The 25,270-nt window shown below is 72.2% G+C and carries 20 protein-coding genes and 3 pseudogenes; 10 read left to right on the top strand and 13 right to left on the bottom strand.

Translation table 11 applies throughout. The features are described from left to right. A pseudogene (locus AB0F10_RS30555) lies at positions 1-224 on the bottom strand (RNA polymerase sigma factor SigF); the annotation flags it as partial. A gap of 356 nt (positions 225-580) precedes the next feature. On the opposite strand from AB0F10_RS30555, the gene ppgK reads away from it, so the two are divergent. Further along, positions 581-1,360 carry a polyphosphate--glucose phosphotransferase gene (gene ppgK / locus AB0F10_RS30550; protein ID WP_360632645.1) on the top strand — a complete coding sequence of 260 codons (780 nt, stop codon included), beginning with the start codon at positions 581-583 and terminating at the stop codon, positions 1,358-1,360. A gap of 7 nt (positions 1,361-1,367) precedes the next feature. Then, on the top strand, positions 1,368-1,829 hold the full coding sequence (locus tag AB0F10_RS30545) for a PPOX class F420-dependent oxidoreductase (protein ID WP_360632642.1): 462 nt from the start codon (positions 1,368-1,370) through the stop codon (positions 1,827-1,829). Positions 1,830-1,856: 27 nt separating this feature from the next. Here the strand turns inward: AB0F10_RS30545 and AB0F10_RS30540 are convergent, their stop codons facing one another. After that, complete coding sequence (locus AB0F10_RS30540) at positions 1,857-2,408, bottom strand: hypothetical protein (protein ID WP_360632639.1); 552 nt, start codon at positions 2,406-2,408, stop codon at positions 1,857-1,859. Between the two features lie 338 nt (positions 2,409-2,746). On the opposite strand from AB0F10_RS30540, the gene AB0F10_RS30535 reads away from it, so the two are divergent. From AB0F10_RS30535 to AB0F10_RS30515, 5 genes are all read left to right on the top strand, one after another. Next, positions 2,747-4,717, top strand: coding sequence for an alpha-1,4-glucan--maltose-1-phosphate maltosyltransferase (locus tag AB0F10_RS30535; protein WP_360632636.1), 1,971 nt, complete (start codon positions 2,747-2,749; stop codon positions 4,715-4,717). A 48-nt stretch (positions 4,718-4,765) separates the two neighbouring features. Further along, positions 4,766-6,541 carry a maltose alpha-D-glucosyltransferase gene (gene treS, locus AB0F10_RS30530; protein WP_360632633.1) on the top strand — a complete coding sequence of 592 codons (1,776 nt, stop codon included), beginning with the start codon at positions 4,766-4,768 and terminating at the stop codon, positions 6,539-6,541. Continuing rightward, positions 6,538-7,848 carry a maltokinase N-terminal cap-like domain-containing protein gene (locus AB0F10_RS30525; RefSeq protein ID WP_360632630.1) on the top strand — a complete coding sequence of 437 codons (1,311 nt, stop codon included), beginning with the start codon at positions 6,538-6,540 and terminating at the stop codon, positions 7,846-7,848. The genes treS and AB0F10_RS30525 overlap by 4 nt, the downstream gene beginning before the upstream one ends. Before the next feature lie 22 nt (positions 7,849-7,870). Then, positions 7,871-10,030, top strand: a complete 2,160-nt coding sequence (glgB, locus tag AB0F10_RS30520; protein ID WP_360632627.1) for a 1,4-alpha-glucan branching protein GlgB — start codon at positions 7,871-7,873, stop codon at positions 10,028-10,030. Between the two features lie 131 nt (positions 10,031-10,161). After that, the gene (locus AB0F10_RS30515) at positions 10,162-10,578 is read left to right on the top strand and encodes a VOC family protein (RefSeq protein WP_360632624.1); all 417 of its coding nucleotides are present in this window, start codon (positions 10,162-10,164) and stop codon (positions 10,576-10,578) included. Positions 10,579-10,581: 3 nt separating this feature from the next. Here AB0F10_RS30515 and AB0F10_RS30510 read toward each other — a convergent pair whose 3' ends face one another. After that, the gene (locus AB0F10_RS30510; RefSeq protein ID WP_360632621.1) at positions 10,582-11,121 is read right to left on the bottom strand and encodes a GNAT family protein; all 540 of its coding nucleotides are present in this window, start codon (positions 11,119-11,121) and stop codon (positions 10,582-10,584) included. A 19-nt stretch (positions 11,122-11,140) separates the two neighbouring features. Further along, the gene (locus tag AB0F10_RS30505) at positions 11,141-11,860 is read right to left on the bottom strand and encodes a protein phosphatase 2C domain-containing protein (RefSeq protein ID WP_360632618.1); all 720 of its coding nucleotides are present in this window, start codon (positions 11,858-11,860) and stop codon (positions 11,141-11,143) included. A gap of 76 nt (positions 11,861-11,936) precedes the next feature. Between AB0F10_RS30505 and AB0F10_RS30500 the strand changes: the two genes are divergently transcribed. After that, positions 11,937-12,905 (top strand): LuxR C-terminal-related transcriptional regulator, encoded by a 969-nt coding sequence (locus tag AB0F10_RS30500; RefSeq protein ID WP_360632615.1) that lies wholly within the window; start codon positions 11,937-11,939, stop codon positions 12,903-12,905. On the opposite strand, the gene AB0F10_RS30495 is transcribed toward AB0F10_RS30500, so the two are convergent. Continuing rightward, positions 12,883-13,932 (bottom strand): zinc-dependent alcohol dehydrogenase family protein, encoded by a 1,050-nt coding sequence (locus tag AB0F10_RS30495; protein WP_360632612.1) that lies wholly within the window; start codon positions 13,930-13,932, stop codon positions 12,883-12,885. The genes AB0F10_RS30500 and AB0F10_RS30495 overlap by 23 nt on opposite strands. 97 nt (positions 13,933-14,029) lie before the next feature. On the opposite strand from AB0F10_RS30495, the gene AB0F10_RS30490 reads away from it, so the two are divergent. Then, complete coding sequence (locus AB0F10_RS30490) at positions 14,030-16,465, top strand: Tex family protein (protein ID WP_360632609.1); 2,436 nt, start codon at positions 14,030-14,032, stop codon at positions 16,463-16,465. 34 nt (positions 16,466-16,499) lie between these two features. Here AB0F10_RS30490 and AB0F10_RS30485 read toward each other — a convergent pair whose 3' ends face one another. Continuing rightward, positions 16,500-18,272, bottom strand: a complete 1,773-nt coding sequence (locus tag AB0F10_RS30485) for a serine/threonine-protein kinase (protein ID WP_360632606.1) — start codon at positions 18,270-18,272, stop codon at positions 16,500-16,502. Positions 18,273-18,430: 158 nt separating this feature from the next. Here AB0F10_RS30485 and AB0F10_RS30480 point away from each other — a divergent pair, with 158 nt between their 5' ends. Continuing rightward, on the top strand, positions 18,431-19,195 hold the full coding sequence (locus AB0F10_RS30480; RefSeq protein ID WP_360632648.1) for a substrate-binding domain-containing protein: 765 nt from the start codon (positions 18,431-18,433) through the stop codon (positions 19,193-19,195). Here AB0F10_RS30480 and AB0F10_RS30475 read toward each other — a convergent pair. The 7 genes and pseudogenes from AB0F10_RS30475 to AB0F10_RS30445 form a co-directional block, all read right to left on the bottom strand. Beyond that, a complete protein-coding gene (locus AB0F10_RS30475) occupies positions 19,146-19,673 on the bottom strand; it encodes a VWA domain-containing protein (protein WP_360632603.1) in 528 nt (175 codons plus the stop codon). The genes AB0F10_RS30480 and AB0F10_RS30475 overlap by 50 nt on opposite strands. Before the next feature lie 73 nt (positions 19,674-19,746). Next, positions 19,747-19,905, bottom strand: a pseudogene (locus AB0F10_RS30470) (FAD binding domain-containing protein); the annotation flags it as partial. Between the two features lie 157 nt (positions 19,906-20,062). Next, positions 20,063-21,769 (bottom strand): serine/threonine-protein kinase, encoded by a 1,707-nt coding sequence (locus tag AB0F10_RS30465; RefSeq protein ID WP_360632600.1) that lies wholly within the window; start codon positions 21,767-21,769, stop codon positions 20,063-20,065. 2 nt (positions 21,770-21,771) lie between these two features. After that, complete coding sequence (locus tag AB0F10_RS30460; RefSeq protein ID WP_360632597.1) at positions 21,772-22,632, bottom strand: cytochrome c biogenesis CcdA family protein; 861 nt, start codon at positions 22,630-22,632, stop codon at positions 21,772-21,774. Between the two features lie 3 nt (positions 22,633-22,635). After that, positions 22,636-23,205 carry a redoxin domain-containing protein gene (locus AB0F10_RS30455; RefSeq protein WP_360632594.1) on the bottom strand — a complete coding sequence of 190 codons (570 nt, stop codon included), beginning with the start codon at positions 23,203-23,205 and terminating at the stop codon, positions 22,636-22,638. Further along, complete coding sequence (locus AB0F10_RS30450; protein WP_360632591.1) at positions 23,202-24,674, bottom strand: NADH-ubiquinone oxidoreductase-F iron-sulfur binding region domain-containing protein; 1,473 nt, start codon at positions 24,672-24,674, stop codon at positions 23,202-23,204. The genes AB0F10_RS30455 and AB0F10_RS30450 overlap by 4 nt, the downstream gene beginning before the upstream one ends. Before the next feature lie 31 nt (positions 24,675-24,705). Continuing rightward, positions 24,706-25,270, bottom strand: a pseudogene (locus AB0F10_RS30445) (hypothetical protein); the annotation flags it as partial.

The raw sequence follows: 25,270 nt of genomic DNA, 5'->3' as shown, positions 1-25,270 counted from the left end.
ACGGTGGCGGTCTGGATGAGGTCGTCGGTGGGTTCGCCGCGGCCGGAGTAGCGGTGGGCGAGGTGGCGGGCGAGCGGCAGCCAGGCCTCGATCGCCGTGGCCCGCAGCGCGGCGCGCCGACGTTCCCCGGGCGGGGTCGCGGCCAGCAGGTTGAGTAGTTCGGCGGCGCTCTCCTGTGCGGAGGCTTCACTCACCGTGGTCGATGAAACAAAGGTGGCGGTCATCTGAGGTGGTCCTCCATCAGGCGGGCAGAGAGCCGTGCCCGCACGCGGCGACCGTTCACTGCACTTCACGCTAGCCGAGCGGCCGAGGCTTGACTAGCCGAAAGTATGAGTGACATTCCGTGACCGCGCGCCCGCCGTCGTGTTGAACTCTTCCGGAGGACACGGCCGGGCCGGGGGCAGTTTCCGAAATTCCCGGCTAAAGCGGTCATCGCGCTGCCGTCCGTTAGAGGTTGCCGCTCGCGCTTGTACCCCTAACCGAGGCCGATGGCATGGCCAGATCGACGGGGATGGCACGATTCGGTTCCGGGTGTGTGTGGGTACATACATCGGAAGCGCACCGGAGACGGAGTACTGGCATGGCCATTCTGGGCATCGACATCGGCGGTTCCGGCGTGAAGGGTGCGCCGGTCGACACCGTGCGCGGGGAGCTGCTCGCGGAGCGGCACCGGGTACCGACGCCTCAGCCGTCCGACGTCGGCGCGGTCGTCGACGCGGTCGCCGAGGTGGCGGCGCAGTTCGACGGCTTCGACCGGGTCGGCGTCACGTTCCCGGGCGTCGTCGTCGACGGGGTCACCCGCACCGCCGCGAACGTTGACAAGTCATGGATCGACGCGCCGGCCGCGCAGCTGTTCAGCGAGCGGCTCGGCAAGCCCGTCTCGGTGCTCAACGACGCCGACGCCGCGGGCGCCGCCGAGGTCGCCTTCGGCGCCGGGCGCGATCAGCGCGGCCTGACGATGATGCTGACCTTCGGCACCGGCATCGGCAGCGCCCTGTTCCAGGACGGCGTCCTGATCCCCAACACCGAGCTCGGCCACCTCGAGCTGGACGGCGGCGACGCCGAGCTGCGCGCCTCCGACCGCGCCCGCGAGCTGGAGGAGCTGAGCTGGGAGAAGTGGGCCGGCCGGGTGCAGGACTACCTGCGGCACGTGGAGATGCTGCTGTCGCCGCGGCTGTTCATCGTCGGCGGCGGGGTCAGCAAGAAGTCGGACCGCTGGCTGCCGCTGATCGAGATCCGCACCCCGATCGTGCCCGCCGCCCTGCTCAACAACGCCGGCATCATCGGCGCGGCCGTCACGGCCGAGCAGGCGCACGGCCGCCCGGGCGCCATCGCGGTCGACGCCGCGGCGCGGAGCTGAGCGCGCCATGGCCCGCAGCGTCGCGACCAACACCGAGGTCGGCCGCGAGGAACTGCTCGAGTTCCTCAGGCCCCGGCACCAGGCGATCCTGATGACCACCCGCCGGGACGGCCGCCCGCAGGCGTCGCCGAACACCTGCGGCGTGGACGCCGACGGTCGCATCGTCATCTCGACCTACCCGGAGCGGGCCAAGGCGGCGAACATCCGCCGCGACCCGCGGGTCAGCGTCTGCGTGCTCTCCGACTCCTTCGGCGGGCCGTGGGTCCAGGTCGACGGCGTCGCCGAGGTGCTCGACCTGCCGGAGTCGGTCGAGCCGCTGGTCGAGTACTTCCGGGTGATCTCGGGCGAGCACCCGGACTGGGACGAGTACCGCCGGGCGATGCGCGACCAGGGCAAATCCCTGATCCGCGTGACGATCGAGCGCTGGGGCCCGATCGCGACCGGCGGCTTCCCCGCCCGCCTGGCCTGACCCCGCGGGGCGGGGCGGGGCGGGGCGTCAGCAGAGCAGGTAGAGGAGATCCTCGCGGTGCAGGTCTGACACGCCCTCGAGCAGGTCCGGGTGGCGCAGCAGCGCGGCGGCCTCCAGGTCACGGGCGTCCGGGGCGGTCAGCCGGCGGAACTCGCTCGGCAGGTCACCCGCCCGGCGCGGCCGGGGCCGGGGCCGGGTGTCGGTGGCCGGCACCGCAGCGGCGACCGAATCCACGGCGCGGGCGGCCAGCAGCGGGTCGGCGAGCAGGCAGGCGGCCCAGCTGACCACGACCTCGTCGACCCAGGTGCGCCAGCCCTCGCCATCGGCCAGATCGTCGTCGGGCTCGCTGCCGGCCCGCCAGTCCAGCACGGCGGAGCCGCCCGGCCCGGCGATGGCGACCAGTTCGGCGTCGACCGGCGTCGGGTAGCGCAGCCAGGCGGCGACCGTGACGGCCTGCCGCGCCTGAAGCTCGGCGAGGGTGTCGGCGGAGCGGTCGGCGCCGCTGGACGGATACGCCCGGACCAGCCAGTGCGTGCTCGCCGCGATGACCGGCGACAGCGCGGTGGAAGGTCCGGCCATGAGAGCCCCCAGGGTTAGTGCGCACCCCACCTCGGGGTGTGTCTGGAGTACATCTCGGCGCCGAACGGGCCCGCTTGAGCGGCCTCGCCCGATGGCAACGCACGGCAACCGACGCGCAACGCGCCTCGCGCGGGCCCGGCAGGGCGGGGAATTGACCACCTTCGCCACGGTGCCAAGGCGCGCCACGACGGGCCACGCTGAGCGCTCTCCGGTAGGTTTATCCCACCGGGTGCGTGGCCGTTCGCGGTTACTCCATACCGGAGAACCGATGGTTGACGGCTGCCCTTATTCGCCCGTCGCCATGCCCGCCCCTGCGCTTTCTGATTACGGTGGAGATCATGACCGGTCGCTTTCCCATCGAAGATGTGACGCCATCGGTGTCCTGTGGCCGCTATCCCGCGAAGGCGGTGGTCGGCGAGCTCGTGCCCGTTTCCGCGGTGTCCTATCGGGAAGGGCACAACGCGCTCGGCGTGAACGTGGTATGGAAGGGCCCGCACGGCGCGATCGAGCCGTTCACCCGGCTCGTCCCCGGCGAGCCCGGCCTGGACCGGTGGCACGGGGTGATCAAGCCGGACCGGGTCGGCCGGTGGACCTTCACCGTCGAGGCGTTCGACGACCCGTACCTGACCTGGCGCAGCGCGGTCACCAAGAAGATCGGCGCCGGCCAGGGCCTGGAGGATCTGGCCAACGACCTGGCCGAGGGCGCCGACGTGCTGGACCTCGCCGCCAAGATCGTGCCGGCCGCCGACGAGGAGCGGGTCCGCGACGCGGCCGCGGCGCTGCGCGACGACGCCCGCTCGCTGTTCTCCCGGGTCTCCCCCGCGCTGGAGCTGGAGAGACTGCTCTGGCAGCACCCGGTGCGCCACCTGGTGACCACGACCCGGTCCTACGCGATCTGGGCCGACCGGCAGCGCGCCCTCTACTCCTCCTGGTACGAGTTCTTCCCCCGCTCCGAGGGCGCCGAGATCGGCCCCGACGCCACGCCGATCCGGCACGGCACCTTCGCGACCGCGGCGAAGCGCATCCCGGCCGTCGCGGCGATGGGCTTCGACGTGCTCTACCTGCCGCCGATCCACCCGATCGGCAAGATCAACCGCAAGGGCCGCAACAACACCCTGGTCGCCCGCGAGGGCATCGACGTCGGCTCGCCGTGGGCGATTGGCTCCGCCGAGGGCGGCCACGACGCGATCCACCCGCAGCTCGGCGACCTGGCGGACTTCCGCGCGTTCATCGCGGTGGCCCGGGACCACGGCATGGAGGTCGCGATGGACCTGGCGCTGCAGGCGGCGCCGGACCATCCGTGGGTGACGTCGAATCCGGAGTGGTTCACCACCCGCGCCGACGGCTCGATCGCCTACGCCGAGAACCCGCCGAAGAAGTACCAGGACATCTACCCGATCAACTTCGACAACGACCCCAAGGGTCTGCGCGAGGAGGTCCTGCGGATCGTCCTGCACTGGGTGGAGAACGGCATCAAGATCTTCCGGGTCGACAACCCGCACACCAAGACGCTGACCTTCTGGCAGTGGCTGATCTCGAAGGTCAAGGCGGCCGACCCCGACGTGCTGTTCCTGGCCGAGGCGTTCACCCGGCCGGCCATGATGAACGGGCTCGGCAAGATCGGATTCACCCAGTCCTACACGTACTTCACCTGGCGCACCACGGCCTGGGAGATGCGGGAATACCTGGGCCAGCTCAAGGCCTCGATCGACTGGATGCGCCCCAACTTCTGGCCCAACACCCCGGACATCCTGCACGAGTCGCTGCAGCACGGCGGCCCGCCGATGTTCAAGATCCGCACGGTGCTGGCGAGCATGCTCTCGCCGTCCTGGGGTATGTATTCGGGTCTGGAACTCTTCGAGCACGTCAACCGGCCCGGCGCCGAAGAATACATCGACAACGAGAAATTCGAACTGAAACCGCGGGACTGGGCCGGCGCCGAGCGTTCCGGGCTCACGCTGGCGCCGTACATCACCAAGCTGAACGCCGTGCGGCGCGACAACCCGGCCCTGCACTGGCTGCGGAACCTGGAATTTCACGAGATCGACAATCCGTCGTTGTTGTGCTGGTCGAAACGCGATCCGGAGACAGGCAACACCGTTCTGGTGATCTGCTCGTTCGACTCGGCGAACGTGCAATGGGGAAACACGACACTCGACATGCCGGCCCTGGGCATGGACTGGCACGAGACGTTCACCGTCACCGACCAGCTGACCGGGGCCGCGTACGAGTGGGGTCAGCACAACGCGGTCCGGATCGATCCCAATGTCGAACCGGCACACGTGTTCGTGGTGCGCCCGCGCCGCTAGCGGCACCAAGCGATTCAGTTCCTGCGGGGTGGGGTAGGTGAACGTCTGATGGATCTGACGAGCGAACTCGGCGTGAGCGTCGAGCACAATCCCACGGAGGGCAGCCACGTCGAGGACGGTGTGGTCGAACATCCCACCGCCGACGACTTCGGCCATGCACAGACGCTGCCGGCGGACCGGACCTGGTTCAAGCGTGCCGTCTTCTACGAGGTTCTGGTCCGGGCCTTCTACGACTCGAGCTCGGACGGCTCGGGCGACCTGCGCGGGCTGATCGAGCGCCTCGACTACCTGCAGTGGCTCGGCGTCGACTGCCTCTGGCTGCCGCCCTTCTACGACTCGCCGCTGCGCGACGGCGGCTACGACATCCGCGACTTCTACCGGGTGCTGCCGGAGTTCGGCACGGTCGAGGACTTCGTGGCGCTGCTCGACGCGGCGCACAAACGCGGCATCCGGGTCATCACCGACCTGGTCATGAACCACACCTCCGACTCGCACGCCTGGTTCCAGGAGTCGCGCCGCGACCCCGACGGCCCGTACGGCGACTACTACGTGTGGAGCGACACCAGCGAGCCGTACTCGGACGCCCGGGTCATCTTCGTCGACACCGAGGAGTCGAACTGGACGTTCGACCCGGTGCGGCGGCAGTTCTACTGGCACCGGTTCTTCTCGCACCAGCCGGACCTCAACTACGACAACCCCGTCGTGCAGGAAGCGATGATCGACGTGCTGCGCTTCTGGCTCGACCTGGGCATCGACGGCTTCCGCCTGGACGCGGTGCCGTACCTGTTCGAGCGCGAGGGCACCAACTGCGAGAACCTGCCCGAGACGCACGCGTTCCTCAAGCACTGCCGCAAGGTGATCGACGACGAGTTCCCCGGCCGGGTGCTGCTCGCGGAGGCCAACCAGTGGCCGGCCGACGTGGTGGAATACTTCGGCGACTCCGACACCGGCGGCGACGAGTGCCACATGGCGTTCCACTTCCCGCTGATGCCACGCATCTTCATGGCGGTTCGGCGCGAGTCGCGCTTTCCCATCTCCGAGATCCTGGCGCAGACGCCGCCGATCCCGGACATGGCACAGTGGGGCATCTTCCTGCGCAACCACGACGAGCTGACGCTCGAGATGGTCACCGACGAAGAGCGCGACTACATGTACTCCGAGTACGCCAAGGATCCGCGGATGAAGGCCAACGTCGGCATCCGCCGGCGGCTGGCGCCGCTGCTGGAGAACGACCGCAACCAGATCGAGCTGTTCACCGCCCTGCTGCTGTCGCTGCCCGGCTCGCCGGTGCTGTATTACGGCGACGAGATCGGCATGGGCGACAACATCTGGCTCGGCGACCGGGACGGCGTGCGCACCCCGATGCAGTGGACGCCCGACCGCAACGCGGGGTTCTCCACCGCCAACCCGGGGCGGCTCTACCTGCCCGCCAACCAGGACCCGATCTACGGCTACCAGTCCGTCAACGTGGAGGCACAGCGGGACAGCTCGACGTCGCTGCTCAACTGGACCCGCACGATGCTGGCGGTGCGGCGCCGCCACGACGCCTTCGCCACCGGTACGTTCCGCGAGCTCGGCGGCTCCAACCCGTCGGTGCTCGCCTTCCTGCGCGAGGACGGCGACGACGTGGTGCTCTGCGTCAACAACCTTTCGCGCTTCCCCCAGCCCATCGAGCTGAACCTGCAGCACTGGAACGGTTACACGCCGGTCGAGCTGACCGGGCACGTGAACTTCCCGCGCATCGGCCAGCTGCCGTACCTGCTGACCCTGCCGGGGCACGGGTTCTACTGGTTCCAGCTGTGCGGGTCCGAGGAGAAGCAATGACCCTGCCCTACGCCGACTGGCTCACCCAGCAACGCTGGTACGCGGGCCGCAGCCGGACCCTGCAGGACGTCAGGCAGGCCTCGTCCACCGCGCTCCGGGACGACCTGGACCTGGTCCTGCTCGACGTCTCCTACACCGACGGCAGCTCCGAGCGTTACCAGGTCCTGGTGGCCTGGGACTCGGGGCCGATCTCCGAATACAGCACCGTGGCGACGATCGGCACGGACGGCGACCGCACCGGCTACGACGGCCTGTACGACCCGGCCGCCGCCACCTACCTGCTGTCGCTGATCTCGTCCGACGCCACCGCCGGCGACATCGTCTGCCAGTCGGAGCCCGGCGCCACCTTCCCGCTGGAGAGCGAGGCGCGGGTCTTCGACGCCGAGCAGAGCAACACCAGCGTGATCTTCGAGCAGGAGGCCATCCTCAAGGTCTTCCGCCGGGTCGACTGCGGCATCAATCCCGACATCGAGCTCAACCGTGTGCTCGGGCGGGCCGGCAATCCGCACGTGGCCAAGCTGCTCGGCTCGTTCGAGATCGTCTCCGACGGCGAGCCGTGCCCCCTCGGCATGGTGACCGAGTACGCGGTGAACTCCGCCGAGGGCTGGGCGATGGCCACCGCCAGCGCCCGCGACCTGTTCGCCGACGCCGAGCTCGCCGCCGACGAGGTAGGCGGCGACTTCGCGGGCGAGTCCTACCGGCTCGGCGAGGCCGTCGCCTCGGTGCACCGAACCCTCGCGGCCGAGCTCGGCTCGGGCCCGTCGCCGTTCCCGGTGGACGCCGTCATCGCGCGGCTCGCCACCGCGACCGCGGCCGTGCCCGAGCTGGGTCCCTACGTGCCGGCGATCGAGGAGCGGTTCCGCAAGCTCACCGGCGAACAGGTGGCGGTGCAGCGGGTGCACGGCGACCTGCACCTGGGCCAGGTGCTGCGGGTGCCCGAGGCGTGGCTGCTCATCGACTTCGAGGGCGAGCCCGGCCAGCCGCTCGACGAGCGGCGGCTGCCCGACTCGCCGCTGCGCGACGTCGCCGGCGTGCTGCGCAGCTACGAGTACGCGGCATACCAGCTGCTGGTGGATTCCGACGGCGACGAACACCTGGGCGCCCGGGCCCGCGAGTGGGTCGACCGGAACCGGGACTCCTTCTGCGACGGGTACGCGGCGGCGGCCGGGCACGACCCGCGCGAGCACGGTGCGCTGCTCGCCGCGTACGAACTGGACAAGGCGGTCTACGAGGCCGTGTACGAATCACGGCACCGTCCCGGATGGCTGCGGATCCCCCTGCGGTCGATCTCCCGGCTCGTCGGCTGATGACCACCTCGAAGGAGTACCGATGATCGGGCAGACCACCCCGCCGCCCTCCCTCTCCGGCGACCAGCGCGCGTTGAACGCGGTGATGTCCGGCGACACGCACGACCCGCACGGTGTGCTGGGCGCGCACCCGACGGGCGGCCACACGGTCATCCGCACGATGCGCAAGGGCGCCAAGGAGGTGTCCGTGGTCGCCGGCGGCGAGCGCACGGCGATGGTGCAGGTGCACCCCGACGGCATCTTCGCCGTCGAGCTGCCCGGCACGGTGCTCGACTACGAGCTGGACGTCGACGGGACGGTCTGCGACGACCCGTACCGGCACCTGCCGACCCTCGGCGAGCTCGACCTGCACCTGATCGGCGAGGGCCGGCACGAGAAGCTGTGGAAGGTGCTGGGCGCGCAGCCCAAGGGCGACGGCGTCGGCTTCGCCGTGTGGGCGCCCAGCGCCCGCGGCGTGCAGCTCATCGGCGACGTCGCCGGCTGGGGCCCGTTCGACGGCTGGCCGATGCGCTCGCTCGGCAGCAGCGGCGTCTGGGAGATCTACATCCCGGGCGCCTCGTCCGGCGCCAAGTACAAGTTCAAGATCCTCGGCCGGGACGGCGTCTGGCGCGAGAAGGCCGACCCGCTCGCCCAGCACACCGAGGTGCCGCCCCGCACGGCGTCCGTCGTCTACGAGTCGTCGTACGAGTGGCAGGACTCCGGCTGGATGTCCGAGCGCGCCAACAAGCACTGGCACCAGGAGCCGATGAGCGCCTACGAGGTGCACCTCGGCTCGTGGCGGCCCGGCCTGAGCTACACCGAGCTCGCCGAGCAGCTGGTCGACTACGTGGTCGAGACGGGCTTCACGCACGTCGAGCTCATGCCGGTGATGGAGCACCCGTTCGGCGGCTCGTGGGGCTACCAGGTCACCGGCTACTTCGCGCCGACGGCGCGGTTCGGCTCGCCCGACGAGTTCCGCTACCTGGTCGACAAGCTGCACCAGGCCGGCATCGGCGTCATCCTCGACTGGGTGCCCGCCCACTTCCCCAAGGACGAGTGGGCCCTGGCCCGCTTCGACGGCACCCCGCTCTACGAGCACGGCGACGCGCGCCGCGGCGAGCACCCCGACTGGGGCACGTACGTCTTCGACTTCGGCCGGCGCGAGGTCCGCAACTTCCTGGTCGCCAACGCCGTGTACTGGTGCGAGGAGTTCCACGCGGACGGGCTGCGCGTCGACGCGGTCGCGTCGATGCTCTACCTGGACTACTCCCGCAAGGACGGTGAGTGGACGCCGAACCAGTACGGCGGCCGGGAGAACCTCGACGCGATCAGCTTCCTGCAGGAGATGAACGCGACGGTCTACCGCAACTGCCCGGGCGTGGTGACCATCGCCGAGGAGTCGACGGCCTGGCCGGGCGTCACCCGGCCGACCCACCTCGGCGGCCTGGGCTTCGGCTTCAAATGGAACATGGGCTGGATGAACGACACCCTGACCTACATGGGCAAGGAGCCGATCCACCGCCAGTGGCACCACCACCAGATGACCTTCGCCACCGTGTACGCCTGGAGCGAGAACTACATCCTGCCGATCAGCCACGACGAGGTGGTGCACGGCAAGGGCTCGCTCACCGGCAAGATGCCCGGCGACCTGTGGCAGAAGCTGGCGAACACCCGCGCGCTGCTGGGCTTCATGTGGGCCTTCACCGGCAAGCAGCTCCTCTTCATGGGCGCCGAGCTCGGCGACGAGAGGGAGTGGAGCGAGGAGCGCGGGCTGGACTGGAACCTGCTGGCGGACGAGACCCGCGGCGGGGGCATCCACCGGCTGGTGCAGGACCTCAACCGCGAATACCGGCGCACCCCGGCGATCTGGTCGCAGGACACGACGCCGAGCGGCTTCCGCTGGATCACCAGCGACGACCCGCAGCACAACACGTTCTCGTTCCTGCGCTTCGGGCCGGACGGCGCCACGATGGCCTGCGTGGTCAACTTCGCCGCGATCCCGCACGACGGTTACCGCATCGGACTGCCCCGGACCGGCGTGTGGCGCGAGGTGGTGAACACCGACAGCACCCTGTACGGCGGGTCCGGCGTGGGCAATCTCGGCGAGGTGCACGCGGAGCGGGTGCCGTGGCACGGGCTCGAGGCGTCGGCCTCGCTGCGGGTGCCGCCGCTGGGCGCGGTCTGGCTCCGCTTCGAGGGCTGAGCCGGCCTACTCGCCCCGGATCCGCACGGTGCCGTCGTTGCCGGTGGGCTGATCGAACCGCCGCTCAGCCCTCCGCGAGGGTCTATCGTGCGATAGGTGGTTTGCTGCTGATCTCGGCAAAGGAGCCGGTCATGACCATTCGCCTGAACCCCTACATCGCCTTCTCCGGCGGTGACGCCCGGGCCGCGATGGAGTTCTACCACTCCGTCTTCGGCGGGACCCTCGTCATCAACACCTTCGGTGAGTTCGGCGCCCCGGATCCCTCGCTTGCCGACAAGGTCATGCACGGCATGCTCGAGACCCCGGCGGGGCTCGCGCTGATGGGCGCCGACTCGCCGCCCGGCATGGAGCACACCCCGGGCAACAACATCGCCATCAGCCTCAGCGGCGACGACGCCGGCACCCTGCGGGAGTGGTGGGCGCGGCTCTCCGACGGCGGGTCCGTCAGCACGCCGCTCGAGAAGCAGATGTGGGGCGACGAGTTCGGCACCTGCCGCGACAGGTTCGGCATCGAGTGGATGGTCAACATCGGCGCGCCGAAGCCCTGACGCCTACGAGGCAGCGCCGAAGTAGTCCTCCTCCAGCAGGCCGTAGATCAGGTCGTCCGTCCACTCGCCCTTGATCCAGGTGTGCCCGCGCAGCAGGCCCTCGCGGGTGAAGCCCAGGCGCTCCAGCACCCGGGCCGATGCCACGTTGCGGGCGTCGCACTCCGCGGAGACCTTGTGCAGGCCCCGCCGGAAGAGGTGGTCGAGCACGGCGCGGACGGCCTCGGTGGCGTATCCGTGGCCCTGGTGCTCCGGTGCGATGGTGTAGCCGATCTCCGCCTGCCGGAGGTTGTCGTTCAGGTTCACCCCGACGTCGCCGATGTGCGTACCCCGGGACGCGAGCTCGACCGCGTACTGGAACCAGCCGGGCTGCTCCGGGTCCGCCGCGGCCATCGTCTCGATCGCGTAGCGGGCGCGCTCCACCGAGTAGGGCGCCCGCCACGACTGGTAGATCGCCACCGCAGGCTTCGACCGGTAGGCCGCCAGGGTCTCCGCGTCGCCGGGGCGGAAGCGGCGCAGCACCAGCCGGTCGGTCGTGATCAGCACGGATCGGGCCGTTTCGCCCTCAGGGCGCCTCGACGTCCGCGACGATCACCGAGACGTTGTCCGGCGCGCCGGCCTCCAGCGTCCGGGCGATCAACTCGGCCGCGCACACCTGCCGGTCCGGGTACATCCGCAGCGTCGTCGCGATCACCTCGTCCTCGACGTAGTCGCTCAGCCCGTCGCTGCACAGCAGGAACCGGTCCCCGATCCGGACCGGCACCATCCGCCCGGCCGGGCGGAACGGCCCGCCCTGCACGGCCTGGGTCACCAGCGCCCGCTGCGGGTGCCGCCGCGCGTCGGACGGCGTCAGCACGCCCTGGTCCACCAGCGCCTGCACGTAGGTGTCGTCGCGGGTCAGCTGGGTCAGCTCACCGTCGCGGCTCAGGTAGCACCGCGAGTCACCGACGTTGAGCGCCGCCACCCGGTCGCCCGACAGCAGCAGCGTGGTGACGGTCGTGCCCATGCCGTCGCGGGTGTCGTCGTCCACGACCGCCGCCTCGATCCGCTCGTTCGCCGTCTCCAGCGCCGCGATCAGGTCCTGCAGCGGCTCGCCGGTGTCCGGCAGCAGGTCGACGTCGGCCAGGGCGCGGACCAGGATGTCGCTGGCCAGCTCACCGGCCGGCAGCCCGCCCATGCCATCGGCGACCACCAGCAACCGGCCGCCCACGAAGACGGCGTCCTCGTTGTTGGACCGGACCAGGCCCTGGTCGGAGGCGGCCACCGCACGAAGCACGACACTCATGCCACAAGACTGCCAAAGGCCTGCGGCCATGTCTGTAGTACGTAGTACGTAGTGTTGAGAGGTGATGCCGGTACCGATGGTGGGACGAACGGGCGCGCTGGACGAGCTCCGGGGCGCCTGGGAGCGCGTGGAGGCGCGCCGCAGGTGCGTTCCCGCCGTGGTCACCGGCCTGCCCGGCACCGGCAAGAGCACCCTGGTCGCCGCCGCCCTGCAGGTCACGACGCCGCAGGTGGTGCTCTCCGGCTCCGCCCGGCTGCACTCCCCCGCGCCATACGACTGGCTGGCGGCGGCGCTGGCCGGGCTCGGCCCCCGCCCCGACCTGCCGGTGCCGCCGGACGCGCTGGCCTGGCTGGCACAGGACCCCGATGTCCCCCGGGAGCGTTACACCCCCGATGCCCTGCTGCGGCTCGCCGTCACCACGGTGCGGACGCTGGTGGGCGCCCGGCCGGCCGTACTCGTGGTGGAGGATCTTCACGCGCTCGACCCGGCCAGCCTGAACCTGATCGGCGAGCTGGCCACCGCGGAGCTGCCCGCCCTGCTGCTGGTGACCAGCCGGCCGCCGGACGCGGCGGTCTCCCCGCTGCTCACGGCCCGGGTCCTGGCCCGCCTTTCGGGAACCCCCGGCGCCGTGCGCCAGCATCTGGGTGCCCTGACCGCCGGGCAGGTGACCCAGATCCTCGACCACGTGTACGCGGACAGCAGCCCGCCCGCCGACGTCGCGGAGGCGGTGTGGCGCCGCACGGGCGGCAACCCGTACCGGCTGACCGAGCTGCTGGCGATGGCCGGCGGCCCGGAGGCCCTCGCGGACGCCACGCTGCCGACCTATCTGCAGGAGCAGCCCGGGCTGACCGCCCGCGAGCGGGAGGTGATCGGCTGCCTGGCCGAGGGCATGTCCAACAAGCAGATCGCGCGGGCGCTGGGGATCTCGGTGCGCACGGTCACCGTGCACGTCTCGAACCTGCTGCGCAAGACGGGCGCCGTCTCCCGCACGGAGGCCGCGCTGTGGGCGGTTCAGCGCGATCTCAGGGCCACAGCAGCGTCTTGATCGACCGGCGCTCGTCCATCGCGGCGTACGCCTCGGCGACCTGCTCCATCGGCAGGTGCAGGTCGAAGACCGCGCTCGCGTCCAGCTTGCCCGCGAGCACCTCCGCCAGCAGCTCCGGCAGGTAGGGCCGCACCGGCGCGACGCCGCCCGCCACCGCGATGTTGTCGTCGAACATCGTCTTGATCGGGAGCTCGGCGCCGCCCAGCGGCACGCCGACGTAGCCGATCCTGCCGCCCGGGCGCACCGACGCCACCGCCTGCGCCATCGACTCCTTGTTGCCCACGCACTCGAGCACCGAGTCAGCGCCCTCGCCGGCGAGCAGGTCGTGCAGGGCCGCGGCGCCCTCGTCACCGCGGGCCGCGATGATGTCGGCCGCGCCGAAACGGGTGGCGACCTCCTGCCGGTCGGCGTGCGACGAGAAGGCGATCACCCGGTCCGCGCCGAGCCGTACGGCGGCGAGCACCGCGCACAGGCCCACCGCGCCGTCGCCGACGACCGCCACCGTGCGGCCGGGGCCGGCGCCCGCGGACACGGCGGCGTGGTGGCCGGTGACCAGCACGTCGGAGAGGGCGAGCAGGGCCGGGATCTGCCCGGTGTCCGGCAGGCCCGGCGTCGCGACCAGCGTGCCGTCGGCCAGCGGCACCCGCACGTACCGGCCCTGGCCGCCGTCGAGGGTGCGGCCGTCCGGGTCCGTGCCGCCGTACCACTGGGTCTGTTCGCACGAGGTGGTGATGCCGCGCCGGCAGTGCGCGCAGGTGCCGTCGCTGATCGAGAACGGCGAGATGACGAAGTCGCCGGGGCTCAGCGTGCGCACCCCGGCGCCGGCCTCCTCGACCACGCCGACGAACTCGTGGCCGATCGGGTGCGGGTCGGCGGGCGGCCGGGCGCCCCGGTAGGTCCACAGATCGGATCCGCAGACACAGGCGGCGACGACCCGGACGATGGCGTCGCCCGGCAGCTGGATCGCCGGATCCGGGCGTTCTTCCCAGCGGATGTCGCGGGGGCCGTACCACATGGCAGCGCGCATATCGGTGACCCTACCCGCGCCCGGTCAGGGTGATCATTAACGGCTGTTTCGTGGGGCGGCGCGACAAGTGTCGGACGCCTGGTTCACAATCGTCGGCGTGACGACCACCATCCATCAGCGCATTGCCCAGGAGCTCGGGGTCCGCGAGGGTCAGGTGACGGCCGCGGTCGGCCTGCTGGACGGCGGCGCCACGGTGCCGTTCATCGCCCGTTACCGCAAGGAGGTCACCGGCACCCTCGACGACCAGCAGCTGCGCACGCTCGAGGAGCGGCTCGGCTACCTGCGGGAGCTCGAGGATCGCCGCGCGGCCGTGCTCGAGTCGATCCGCTCGCAGGGCAAGCTCGACGACGCCCTCGAGGCGCAGATCCTCGGCGCCGAGTCCAAGGCCCGGCTCGAGGACATCTACCTGCCGTTCAAGCCGAAGCGCCGCACCCGGGCGCAGATCGCGCGCGAGGCCGGCCTGGAGCCCCTCGCCGACCTGCTGGTCGGCGACGCGACCCGCGACCCCAAGGCGGAGGCCGCGGCCTACGTGGACGCCGACCGGGGCGTCGCCGACGTGGCGGCCGCCCTCGACGGCGCCCGGGCGATCCTCGTCGAGCGCTTCGCCGAGGATCCCGACCTCATCGGCGAGCTGCGCGAGCGCATGTGGACCAAGGGCCGGCTGGTCGCGAAGGTCCGCGAGGGCCGGGAGACCGAGGGCGCCAAGTTCTCCGACTACTTCGACTTCGCCGAGCCGTTCACCAAGCTGCCCTCGCACCGCATTCTCGCCATGTTCCGCGGCGAGAAGGAGGACGTCCTGGACCTGACCATGGAGCCGGAGGAGGGCGCCGAGGAGGGTGTGCCGTCGTCGTTCGAGGCGTCGGTGGCCGGCCGGTTCGCCATCACCGACCACGGTCGTGCCGGCGACCGGTGGCTGCTCGACACGGTCCGCTGGGCGTGGCGCACCCGGATCCTGATCCACCTGGGCGCCGACCTGCGGGTCCGGCTCTGGCAGGCGGCCGAGGACGAGGCCGTGCGCGTCTTCGCTGCCAACCTGCGCGACCTGCTGCTGGCCGCGCCGGCCGGCACCCGGTCGACGATGGGGCTCGACCCCGGTTTCCGCACCGGTGTCAAGGTCGCCGTGGTCGACTCGACCGGCAAGTGCGTCGCGACCTCGACGATCTACCCGCACGTCCCGCAGAACAAGTGGGACCAGTCGCTGCACACGCTGGCCGCGCTCGCCAAGGAGCACAAGGTCGACCTGGTGGCGATCGGCAACGGCACCGCCTCCCGGGAGACCGACCGGCTGGCCGCCGACCTGATCAAGCTGCATCCGGAGCTCGGGCTGACCAAGGTCATGGTCTCCGAGGCGGGCGCGTCGGTCTACTCGGCCTCGGCGTACGCGTCGCAGGAGCTGCCGGGCATGGACGTCTCGCTGCGCGGCGCGGTCTCCATCGCCCGCCGCCTGCAGGACCCGCTCGCGGAGCTGGTCAAGATCGACCCGCGCTCCATCGGCGTCGGGCAGTACCAGCACGACCTGTCCGAGGCGAAGCTCTCCAAGTCGCTCGACGCGGTGGTCGAGGACTGTGTCAACGCGGTCGGCGTCGACGTCAACACGGCGTCCGCTCCCCTGCTGACCCGGGTCTCCGGCATCGGCGCGGGCCTGGCGGAAAACATCGTGCTGCACCGCGACGCCAACGGGCCGTTCCGCAACCGCTCGGAGATCAAGAAGGTGGCCCGGCTCGGCCCCAAGGCGTTCGAGCAGTGCGCGGGCTTCCTGCGCATCCCCGGCGGCGACGACCCGCTGGACGCGTCCAGCGTGCACCCGGAGTCATACCCGGTGGTCCGCACCATCCTGGCCACGGCCGGCGCCGACCTCAAGACGGTGATCGGCAACAGCCCGCTGCTGCGCGCCCTGCGCCCGGAGAAGTTCGTCACCGACGCCGTCGGCCTGCCGACCGTCACCGACATCCTGCGCGAGCTGGAGAAGCCGGGCCGCGATCCGCGGCCGGCGTTCACCACGGCCACCTTCGCCGAGGGCGTCGAGAAGATCGCCGACCTGCGGCCGGGCATGATCCTCGAGGGCGTGGTCACCAATGTCGCCGCGTTCGGCGCGTTCGTCGACGTCGGCGTGCATCAGGACGGCCTGGTGCACGTGTCGGCGCTGTCGAACACGTTCGTCAAGGACCCGCGCGAGGTGGTGAAGTCCGGCGACGTCGTGAAGGTGCGGGTGGTCGAGGTCGACGAGGCCCGCAAGCGGATCTCGCTGACCATGAAGCTCGAGGACAAGCCGGAGCAGCGCGCACCCCGCGAGCCGCGCCAGGGCGGCGGCGGCCAGCCCCGTCAGGGCGGCGGCGGCCAGCCCCGTCAGGGCGGCGGACAGCCGCGTCAAGGCGGCGGTCAGCCCCGGCAGGGCGGCGGACAGCGGCAGGGCGGTCAGGGCGGCGCTCAGCGCTCCGGCGGCGGCCGCGGGCAGGGCTCGTCAGGCGGCGGCGACTTCAACGGCGGCGCGATGGCCGACGCCCTGCGGCGCGCGGGGCTGACGAAGGACTGAACGGGTGCGGCCGGGCCCGATCGCGGGCCCGGCCTCAGCTGTTGATCGACCAGATCTTGATGTTGTCGAAGGCGACCGCGTAGGGCCCGTCGGCCGGCGCGTTGCGCTCGGTGTAGAGGCCGAGCACCACCTGGCCGCCGGCGATGTCCTTGTCGCTCACCTGCACGTTGCACACCAGCTCGCCGTCGCGCAGCACCTCGAGCGTCTCGCCGACGATGCTGACGGTGATCCGGGTCGACGGGGCGCCGACGGCGATCGCGGCGTCGTCGAGCGGAACCGTCTTGTAGACCGCCATCTTGGACGACTTGTGCGTCCCGACGTAGACGTTGTGCTCGCACACCCGGACCAGATATCCGCGGTACTTGCTGAAGCGCATCCAGATCGAGGCGCAGCTGTCCGGGGTCAGCAGGCGGATGCCGACCTCGGCCTGCAGGTCGTCCGGCTCGGCGTCCTCCGGGCCGCGGCACTTGAAGACGCCGCTCTTCTCACGGCGCACGACGAGGCCGCCGTCGAACGAGCAGCTCGCCCCCTCGCCGGGATCCGTCTTGGCATGCCACAGCCGCTCCTGCTGCAGCGGATCGTCGACCAGAATGTTCGCGTCCGCCTCCGCGTCCGGGTTCGGCTCCGGCGCCGCGGACGGGCCGCCGGTGGCCGTGCGGCCGAGCCCCTCGTTGCGCGGCCAGTACGTCGCCGCCGCACCGCCGATGGCGAGCACCGCGAGCACCAGGAGCACGACGGCGGCCGGCAGCACCCAGGGGCGGCGCGGCGCCGGGCCGTGGGTGAACGGGGTCGTCGGCCCGGCCGGCGAGGTCGGCACTGGCTGGGTGACGATCGAGTTCTCGTCGTAGCCGACCAGGTTCGACGGCGCGCTGGCCGCGGTCAGCTGCCGGGCCGGGTGGTAGCCGGTGACCGCCTGCGCCTCCTCGGCGGCGATCCGCAGCCCGGGCTGGTGCGCCAGGGCGGCGCCCGCGGCGGCCGGCCGCTGCGGGCCGGTGATCAGCAGATCGAGCAGCTCACGGGCGCTGGGCCGGTTGGCCGGGTCCTTCTCCAGCGCGTGGCCGACGAGCTCGCGCAGCGGGCCGCTGAGGCCGGACAGGTCCGGCGGCTGGGTGAGGATGCGGGCCGCGGTGGCCGGCGGCGAGTCCGCGCTGAACGGGGTGCGGCCGGTGCCCGCGTAGGCCACCACGCCGCCCCAGGCGAAGACGTCCGCGGCGGGGGTGAGCGGGCTGTCGGAGCCGAACCGCTCGGGCGCCATGTAGGCGACCGTCCCGACCATCTGATCGGTGCCGGTGTGCGCGCTGGTCGGCTCCATCGCCCGGGCGATGCCGAAGTCGATGACCTTCGGGCTGCCCGGCGCCAGCAGCACGTTGCGCGGCTTCAGGTCGCGGTGGATGATCCCGGCGCCGTGGATCGCGGTCAGCGCGGTGGCCACCCCGATCGCGACGCTGTGCAGGTTGGAGGAGGTGAGCGGGCCGCGCTCCTCGACGACCTCGGCGAGGCTGGGGCCGTCCACGTACTCGACGACGAGGTAGGGCTGCTCGTGGTCGGGGTCGGCGTCGAGGACCTCGGCGGTGCAGAACGGCGGCACCTCACGGACCCGGTTGACCTCGCTGCGGAACCGGCGCCGGAACGCGTCGTCCGGCGCCAGGTCGGCGCGGACCATCTTGACGGCGACGAGCACCCCGGCGGCGCTGCGGGCCAGATAGACGGTGCCCATGCCGCCCTCACCGAGCCGGCCGAGCAGCTCGTATGGTCCGAGCTCACGAGGGTCCTGTGGGCGCAGCGGGGTGGTCCGCTCGTCCGACATGCCGCTACTCCTACGCCCCGGCGGCATGATGCCGTCCGCTCTCCCCCGACAGAAAGGTCACCCTATCGGGCGACGTCACTGCCTGCGAATACCCATCCGCCCGTTGCCGCCTAACCGACACAGAATCGGCCCGGGATGCGGATCAACCGGGACGGCGCCTGGCCAGCCGCGCGGCGGAGCTTCTCGGCCTGCAGGACCGCACGGTCCTCGAGGTCAGCGCGGCCGGTCGCGGGCGCCGGCTGCTGCGGGTGGCGGCGTCGAGCCTGTTCGCCGAGCACGCGGCGCCCGGCCTGATCGAGCTGTTCGCCAAGCGGGCCGCGGATCTGGATCTGGAACTGAGCGTGCGCGACCCGGCACACTTCGACACGCTGCTGCTGACCCGCACGGTCGACATCGCGATCGGCCCGAAGCCGGCGGTCATCGATCCGGCGCTGACCTGCCGCCCGGTGATGAACCACCGGATCGTGCTGGTCGCCGGCCCGACCCACCCGCTGGCCGGGGTGCCGGCCGGGCCACACCAGCTGCGCGAGCAGATCTGGCTGATGGGCCCGTCGGCGGCGGACGGCGGCGCGGTGCCGGCCCTGGTGCGCCGTATCGGCGTACCGGAGGACCGTCAGCGGATCTTCCAGAGCCACGCGGCGGCGCTGGAGGAGGCGAAACGCGGCAAGGGCGTGGCGGCCGGCCTGTCGTTCACGGTGGCGCAGGACGTGGCGCGCGGGCACCTGGTGCAGCTGACCGGTCCGCAGGTGGCGTTCGACGCGGTCTGGCACTCGCTGATGCTCACCGAGCAGGGCGGCCCGTCCGCCGCCGCGGAGCTGAGCCGGTTCGCGGCCACCCCGCGCGCGATCCAGGCCATGATGCGCGGCGCGGGCGTCACCGTCGGGCACTTCCGGCCGTCGATCCACGTGACCCTCTGGAGCTGACCCCGGTCACCCGGTCGCCCGGCGCGGTCGCGCAGGCGACGATCTCCGCGGCGACGCGGTCCAGCTCGTGGAAGGTGCCCGCCGGCAGCAGCCGGTCGCAGAACGGCAGCGCGGCCGCCATCGAGCCGACCAGCGGCGCGAACCCGGGCGCGCCGGCCCGCGGATTCATCCAGACGATCCGGTAGGCGCGCCGCCGCAGCCTCGCCAGCACCGCCGCAAGCTCCGCCGGCGGATCGCTGTCCCAGCCGTCCGAGCCGATCACGACGACCGCGCCCCGGACGGCGTTGCCGTGATGCGAGGCGAGCAGCGAGCGCAGGTTGGTGGCGATCCGGGTGCCACCGAAGCGATCGGCGACCAGCTCGCCGGCCCGCGCGACGGCGGCGGCCGCGGAGGCGTGCCGCAGCACCACCGTCAGCCGGGTCAGCGTCGTCGCGAAGGCGAAGACCTCCGCGTCGGCGACGGCCGCGAAGGCCCGCATCAGGTGCAGGTAGAGGCAGCACCTCGGCCAGCGCGTCGGACTCGAGCAACTCGCGGTGGCGGGTCAGCGCGCCGATCCGGACGACGCCTTCCTCGACGGTGATGCGGCCCAGCTCGCCGTGCAGATCGTTGATGTCGATGAGATATTCGAAGTTGGCCAGCCGGAGCTTCATCATGGGCAGCAGACTGTGCCCGCCGGCCACCAGCCGGGCGGTGTCGCCGTAGCGCTCCATGAGACCGATGGCTTCGTCCACGGTGGTGGCTCGCGCGTATTCGAAGGGTGCCGGAACCTGCATGCCGCAGTATGGGCCGCGCCCTGATCACAATGTCAACGGCAACCTAAGCCATTGCTTAATCCGTTGATCCGGCAACGAAGGGCGATCGTCCACATCAGAGCGAGCGAATGTCTACGTCCGCGAAAGTGACCGTGAACGGCCCGCCGTCGGCCTGGGCGTCGAGTCCGAGCAGGACCTGGCCCTCGTCCGGGCCGTCGGCCGGCAGCGGCACCGCACCCGCGAAGTCCCCGCCGCGGAACACCTGCGCCTCGCCGTCGCGGACGACCAGGTGGATCCGGGTGGGTCCGCGCAGCGTGATCCGGCGCTCGAGCGGGATCCGTCCGTAGACCCGGCTGTCGTCCGGCAGGTCCGCGCCGACCGAGATCTCGCCCTGGCAGACCCGCAGCACCTGGCCGCCGTCCTTCGGGTCCCAGTGGAACCAGACCGCCGCGCAGCTGCCCGCCGACTGCAGCACGGTGGTCACCTCGACGCCGAAGTCGTCCTTGATGACCTCTTCCGGGCCGGCGCACTGGTGTGCGCCGCGATCCGCCCGGCTGACGCGCAGCACGCCCTGGACGACGCAGTCGGCGTCCTGCCCGGGCACCTCGCTGTCCTGCCACAGGCCGGGCCGGCTCAGCTGGTCCGAGATGATCGGTTCGCCGCCCTCGGGCGCCACCGGCACCGGGCCGGCGGGGGCCGTCGCCGGCGGGGTCTCCGGGTCGGGTTCGCCCGGGTCCGCAGGGCCGGTGTCCTCGGCCGCCGGGTCGTCCAGGCCGGTCTGCACGCCGTCGGCGATCCGCGGCACGCCGGACGCGCTCACCACCAGGGCGACCGTGGCCAGCCCGGCGATGACGAGCAGGATCGCCAGGACGGCCAGCACCCGGTGCCCGCGGCCCCGCCGGGCGGGAGCGGGTGGCGCGTAGGCGGGGTACGCGGGCCCGTACCCGGCCGGTGGCCGCGGATCCTCGCGGGGGCGGCGGCGCTCGGGCGGCCGCTCGCCCAGCAGCAGGTCCAGCAGCTCCCGGGCCGTCGGCCGGTCCTCGGGACGCTTGGAGAGCGAGAGCTCGACCAGCCCGCGCAGCGGCTCGGTCAGCCCGCCGAGATGCGGCGGCTGGGTCAGGATCCGGGCGGCCGTCGCCGGCGGCGAGTCACCGTGGAACGGGGTCCGGCCGGTGCCCGCGTACGCGACCACGCAGCCCCAGGCGAACACGTCGGCGGCCGCGGTCAGCGGCGTGCCCGGCTCGGACGAGAACCGCTCCGGCGCCATGTACGCGACCGTGCCGACCATCTGGTCCGTGCGGGTGTGCTGGCTGGTCGCCTCGAACGCCCGGGCGATGCCGAAGTCGATGACCTTGGGGCTGCCGGGCGCCAGCAGCACGTTGCCGGGCTTGAGGTCGCGGTGGATGACCCCCGCGCCGTGTATGCCGGTCAGCGCGGTGACCACGCCCACCGCGAGCGAGTGCAGGGCGGCCGCCTTCAGCGGCCCGCTCTCCTCCACCACGTCGGCGAGGCTCGGCCCGTCGACGTACTCGACCACCAGGTACGGCGGGTTGTGGTCGAGGTCCGCGTCGAGCACCTCGGCCGTGCAGAACGACGGCACCTGCCGGGCCCGCTCGACCTCGCTGCGGAACCGCCCCCGGAACTCGGGGTCGTGGACCAGCGTGGCGTGCACGAGCTTGATCGCGACGAGGTTGTCGTCGCGGTCGGTGGCCAGGTAGACCACGCCCATGCCGCCGGAGCCGAGCCGGCCGATCATCCGGTACTCACCCAGCCGGCCGGGGTCGCCCCGGCGCAGCGGGTTCACCCGCGAGGCGGTGTCCACCGTCAGCCCTCCACCGTGGTGCGCCGGCGCCGGGACAGCAGCAGCGCCGCGAGCACCAGCACGGCCAGCAGCAGCGCGAACCAGCCCGCGCCCACCCGGCCGACCGCGCCGCTGAGCTCGTGCTGGGCGGCCGAGGCGACGTTCACCACCGGATCCTGCCCGGACCTGCGCAGGTCGCCGGCGAGCCGCAACTCGTACCACCCGTAGTAGGCGACGTAGGCGCCGGCGACCACCAGGACCGTGCCGCCGATGCGGGGCACGGCGGCGGAGGCCCGGCGCAGCCGGGAGACGGCGGAGACCCGGACCAGCGCGACGGCCAGCGCGGTCACGCCGATCACCAGCCCCATCCCGGCGGCGTAGCTGACGAACAGGGCCACGCCCTCGCCGATCGAGCCGGCCCGCAGGCTGGAGACGACGATCGCCAGGAACGGCCCGACCGCGCAGCCGAGCGACGCGACCGCGTACGCCATCCCGAAGAGGACCATTCCCGCGACCGAGCCGGTCAGCCGCGGCGCCCGCAGCGCCCTGCCCGGGTTCGGCAGCGAGCGCCCGGCGAGCAGCCAGCCGCCCAGCGCGAGCAGGGCCAGCCCGAAGACCACGGTCAGCCACGGCAACCGCGGCATCAGCACCCGGCTCAGCGGGGCCAGGACCAGCCCGAACGCGCCGAACACCGCGACGTACCCGGCGGTGAGCGCGGCGGTGCAGCGCAGCGCGCGGCCCACGGCCGCGACCGTCGACCGGGCACCGTCGCCGCGATCACCGGCGACGAGCACCGACAGGTACGCGGGCAGCAGCGCGAACCCGCACGGGTTGACGGCGCCCAGCATCCCCGCGGTGAGCGCGAGCAGCAGCGTGGCCCGCACGGCTCACGCCACCAGAGACTTGACCTTGGTGGTGAGCTGCAGATCGTCGAGATAACTGCGGACCACGACCTTGCCCGCGCGGTCCAGGATCACGTACGTGCTCTGCTCGGTGATGCCGAACTTCTTCCAGAGCCTGCCCGGCTCGTCGTCGAGGTGCGGCACGGTGCCGACCTCGAGGTCGGAGACGAACTCGTGCATGTCCTTGTTGTTGCCCAGGCCGGCGATGCCGAGGATGTTGAGCCGCCCGGCGTACTCGTCGCGCAGGTCGGAGATCGACTGGGCCTCGCTCGCGCAGGTCGCGCACCACGGCGCCCAGAACCACAGGATGGTCGGCTTGCCGGCCATCGTCGCCGCGTCGAACGACTCGCCGTCCAGGGTCTTGCCGGTGAACTTCAGCGACGCGGGCACCACCACGGGCGCCGCCGCCGCGGGACCGGCCGACGCCGACGCGGCGGCGGTCTCGGCGACCGGCAGGGGTGCCTGCGCCGCCGGGGCGGCGGCCGAGCCGCACCCGGCGAGCGCGCCGGCGGCGACCGTGGCCGCGATCAGGGCCCGGATCCTGGGTACCGTCACTTCTTGACCGCTTCCGTCAGCCGCAGGGCCAGTGCCGGGCACACGTTGACCGCCTTGCGGGCGCCGTTCTCGAGCCACGGCGGCAGCGGCGTCTGCGGGAACGCCGGGAAGCCGTTCGCGTCGAGCCGGATGATCTCCGGTGCGACCGCCGAGCAGAGGCCGTGGCCGTCGCACCGCGACCAGTCCACCGCGAGTTTCCGCGCACCCTGATCGGTGTGGTACGGCAGCGGAAGGATGCCGCGGACCTGCTTGCCGCACCCCTCGCCGTTGGCGTGCAGCTCCACGTCGCGGGCGAAGACCTCGAGCGCGGAGAGCGCGAACCGGGCGGTGCCGTCGGGGTGGCTGCAGGCGCCGCGGCCCTTGACCACGCCGGCCGCCTGGCGCACATTCTCCAGCGCGCTGCCGCCGAGCGCGACCAGGGTGACCGCGCGGGCCAGGTCGGGCAGGCCCAGGCGGCACGGGCCGCACTGCCCGGCCGACTCGCCGGCCAGGTACTGGGTCACCTGGGCGACCTCGCCCAGGGGGCAGGTCGTCGAGCCGATCGGGATGAGCATGCCGGCGCCCAGGGTGCCGCCGACCTTGGCGAAGCCCTTGCGCGAGATGGTCACCGTCTTGGCGGCCTCGGCGGTGATCCACTTGCCGTGGTAGCCGCCGACCAGCAGCCCGGGGCCGATGTCGGCGCCGCACATGGTGAGCACGTCCATCAGCGGGGTGCCGGTCGGCGCCTCGATGACGGCGGGCGCGGTGGCCGAGCCGCCGACGGTCAGCATGACCGTGCCGGGCTCCTCGGGGATGCCGACCGCGTTGTACTCCCACGGCCCGAGCCGGGCCGCGATCGCCAGCTGCGAGTACGTCTCGGCGTTGGAGAGCAGGGTGGGCAGCCCGCCGACGCCGTTGTCGCTCGAGCGGACCTTGCGGCCGGGCGGGATGTGCGCCTCGCCGTTGATGCCGCGCACCAGCGCGCCGCCCTCGCCGGAGATGAACCGGTGCGGGACGGTGACGATCCGGGTCGGCACCGGCATCCGCCGCTCGGCCAGCGCCGCGGCGAGGGACTCCTGGCCGACGCCGTCGTCGGCGATGCCGATCACGATCTCCTCGGCGTCGAGCGCGGCGGCCGCGAGGGCCGCGCCGTCGAGGATCAGGTGCGGTCCGCGGGTCAGGACCGCCTTGTCCTTCCAGGACGGGGGCTCGCCCTCGGTGGCGTTGACCACGATCACCGGCGGCAGGTCCTGGCGCTGGCAGGAGTCGAGCACGGCGCGCACCTTGCGGGCGAACGGGAAGCCCGCGCCGCCACGTCCGCGCAGCTCGATGCGGTCGGCGAGGCCGATCAGCTCGCCGCTGGAGAGCGCCGCGAAGCCGCCGTGCACCTCCTGGTGCGCGATCAGATCGAGCCGGCCGTACTCGTCGAACCCGGCGGTGATGCGTGGCGTCCCGATGCTGGTGACCGGCGGAACCTGGCCCTCGCTCACGACGATGCCCCGTTTCGCCTGGTGCGCTTACTCACTGTGCTTCCCCTCGCAGCTGACGCCAGTACTGGTCGTCAGCCGATTCATCCCCGCCGTCGCCACGAGCCCCCCGGCTCGCCGTACGGGCGGGTTCCTGCTGTGTCGCCTTGCGCGCCCGTCGTGACGCCATGTCAACCAGGTTCGGCGCCTCGTCGGGGTCCACGTAGTCCGGGTCGGCGCTGTCGAGGTGAGCGCCCCGGTCGCGCCGGGCCCGGGGCGCATTCTCCGCATCGTCCGCGTATCGCGACGAGCGGGACGCCCTCGGTGGCTCGTCGTCCGCGTAGCGGCCGGTCCGGCGCCGCGGTGGCGCCTCCTCGTACCGCTCCTCGTCGGGGTAGCGGCGCTGCCGCGGTGCCGGGGTGTCGTCGGCGTCGGCGTAGCGACGGGGTCGCGCCGCGTCATCCTCGGCGACCCGCCGGCCGCGCGGCGCCGGCATGTCGTCCTCGGCGGCGCGGACGCGGCCCCGGCTGACCTCCTCACAGTCCTGCTCGTACGCGGTGACGGCGCAGCGGCGGGACCGCGACGGCGGGCGGGCGGGGCGGGGGGGGGGGCGGGCGGGG

The organism is Actinoplanes sp. NPDC026623, from assembly GCF_040638275.1.
Lineage (GTDB): Bacteria > Actinomycetota > Actinomycetes > Mycobacteriales > Micromonosporaceae > Actinoplanes.
Note: the sequence above shows the minus strand (reverse complement) of the source record. Positions and strands in the feature narration are given on the sequence as shown.

Bases quoted from the DNA above. Each gene is read 5' to 3' on its own strand.
- ppgK (WP_360632645.1), top strand. From the start codon at position 581: ATGGCCATTCTGGGCATCGACATCGGCGGTTCCGGCGTGAAGGGTGCG.
- AB0F10_RS30545 (WP_360632642.1), top strand. From the start codon at position 1,368: ATGGCCCGCAGCGTCGCGACCAACACCGAGGTCGGCCGCGAGGAACTG.
- AB0F10_RS30540 (WP_360632639.1), bottom strand. From the start codon at position 2,408: ATGGCCGGACCTTCCACCGCGCTGTCGCCGGTCATCGCGGCGAGCACG.
- AB0F10_RS30535 (WP_360632636.1), top strand. From the start codon at position 2,747: ATGACCGGTCGCTTTCCCATCGAAGATGTGACGCCATCGGTGTCCTGT.
- treS (WP_360632633.1), top strand. From the start codon at position 4,766: ATGGATCTGACGAGCGAACTCGGCGTGAGCGTCGAGCACAATCCCACG.
- AB0F10_RS30525 (WP_360632630.1), top strand. From the start codon at position 6,538: ATGACCCTGCCCTACGCCGACTGGCTCACCCAGCAACGCTGGTACGCG.
- glgB (WP_360632627.1), top strand. From the start codon at position 7,871: ATGATCGGGCAGACCACCCCGCCGCCCTCCCTCTCCGGCGACCAGCGC.
- AB0F10_RS30515 (WP_360632624.1), top strand. From the start codon at position 10,162: ATGACCATTCGCCTGAACCCCTACATCGCCTTCTCCGGCGGTGACGCC.
- AB0F10_RS30505 (WP_360632618.1), bottom strand. From the start codon at position 11,860: ATGAGTGTCGTGCTTCGTGCGGTGGCCGCCTCCGACCAGGGCCTGGTC.
- AB0F10_RS30500 (WP_360632615.1), top strand. From the start codon at position 11,937: ATGGTGGGACGAACGGGCGCGCTGGACGAGCTCCGGGGCGCCTGGGAG.
- AB0F10_RS30495 (WP_360632612.1), bottom strand. From the start codon at position 13,932: ATGCGCGCTGCCATGTGGTACGGCCCCCGCGACATCCGCTGGGAAGAA.
- AB0F10_RS30485 (WP_360632606.1), bottom strand. From the start codon at position 18,272: ATGTCGGACGAGCGGACCACCCCGCTGCGCCCACAGGACCCTCGTGAG.
- AB0F10_RS30475 (WP_360632603.1), bottom strand. From the start codon at position 19,673: ATGCGGGCCTTCGCGGCCGTCGCCGACGCGGAGGTCTTCGCCTTCGCG.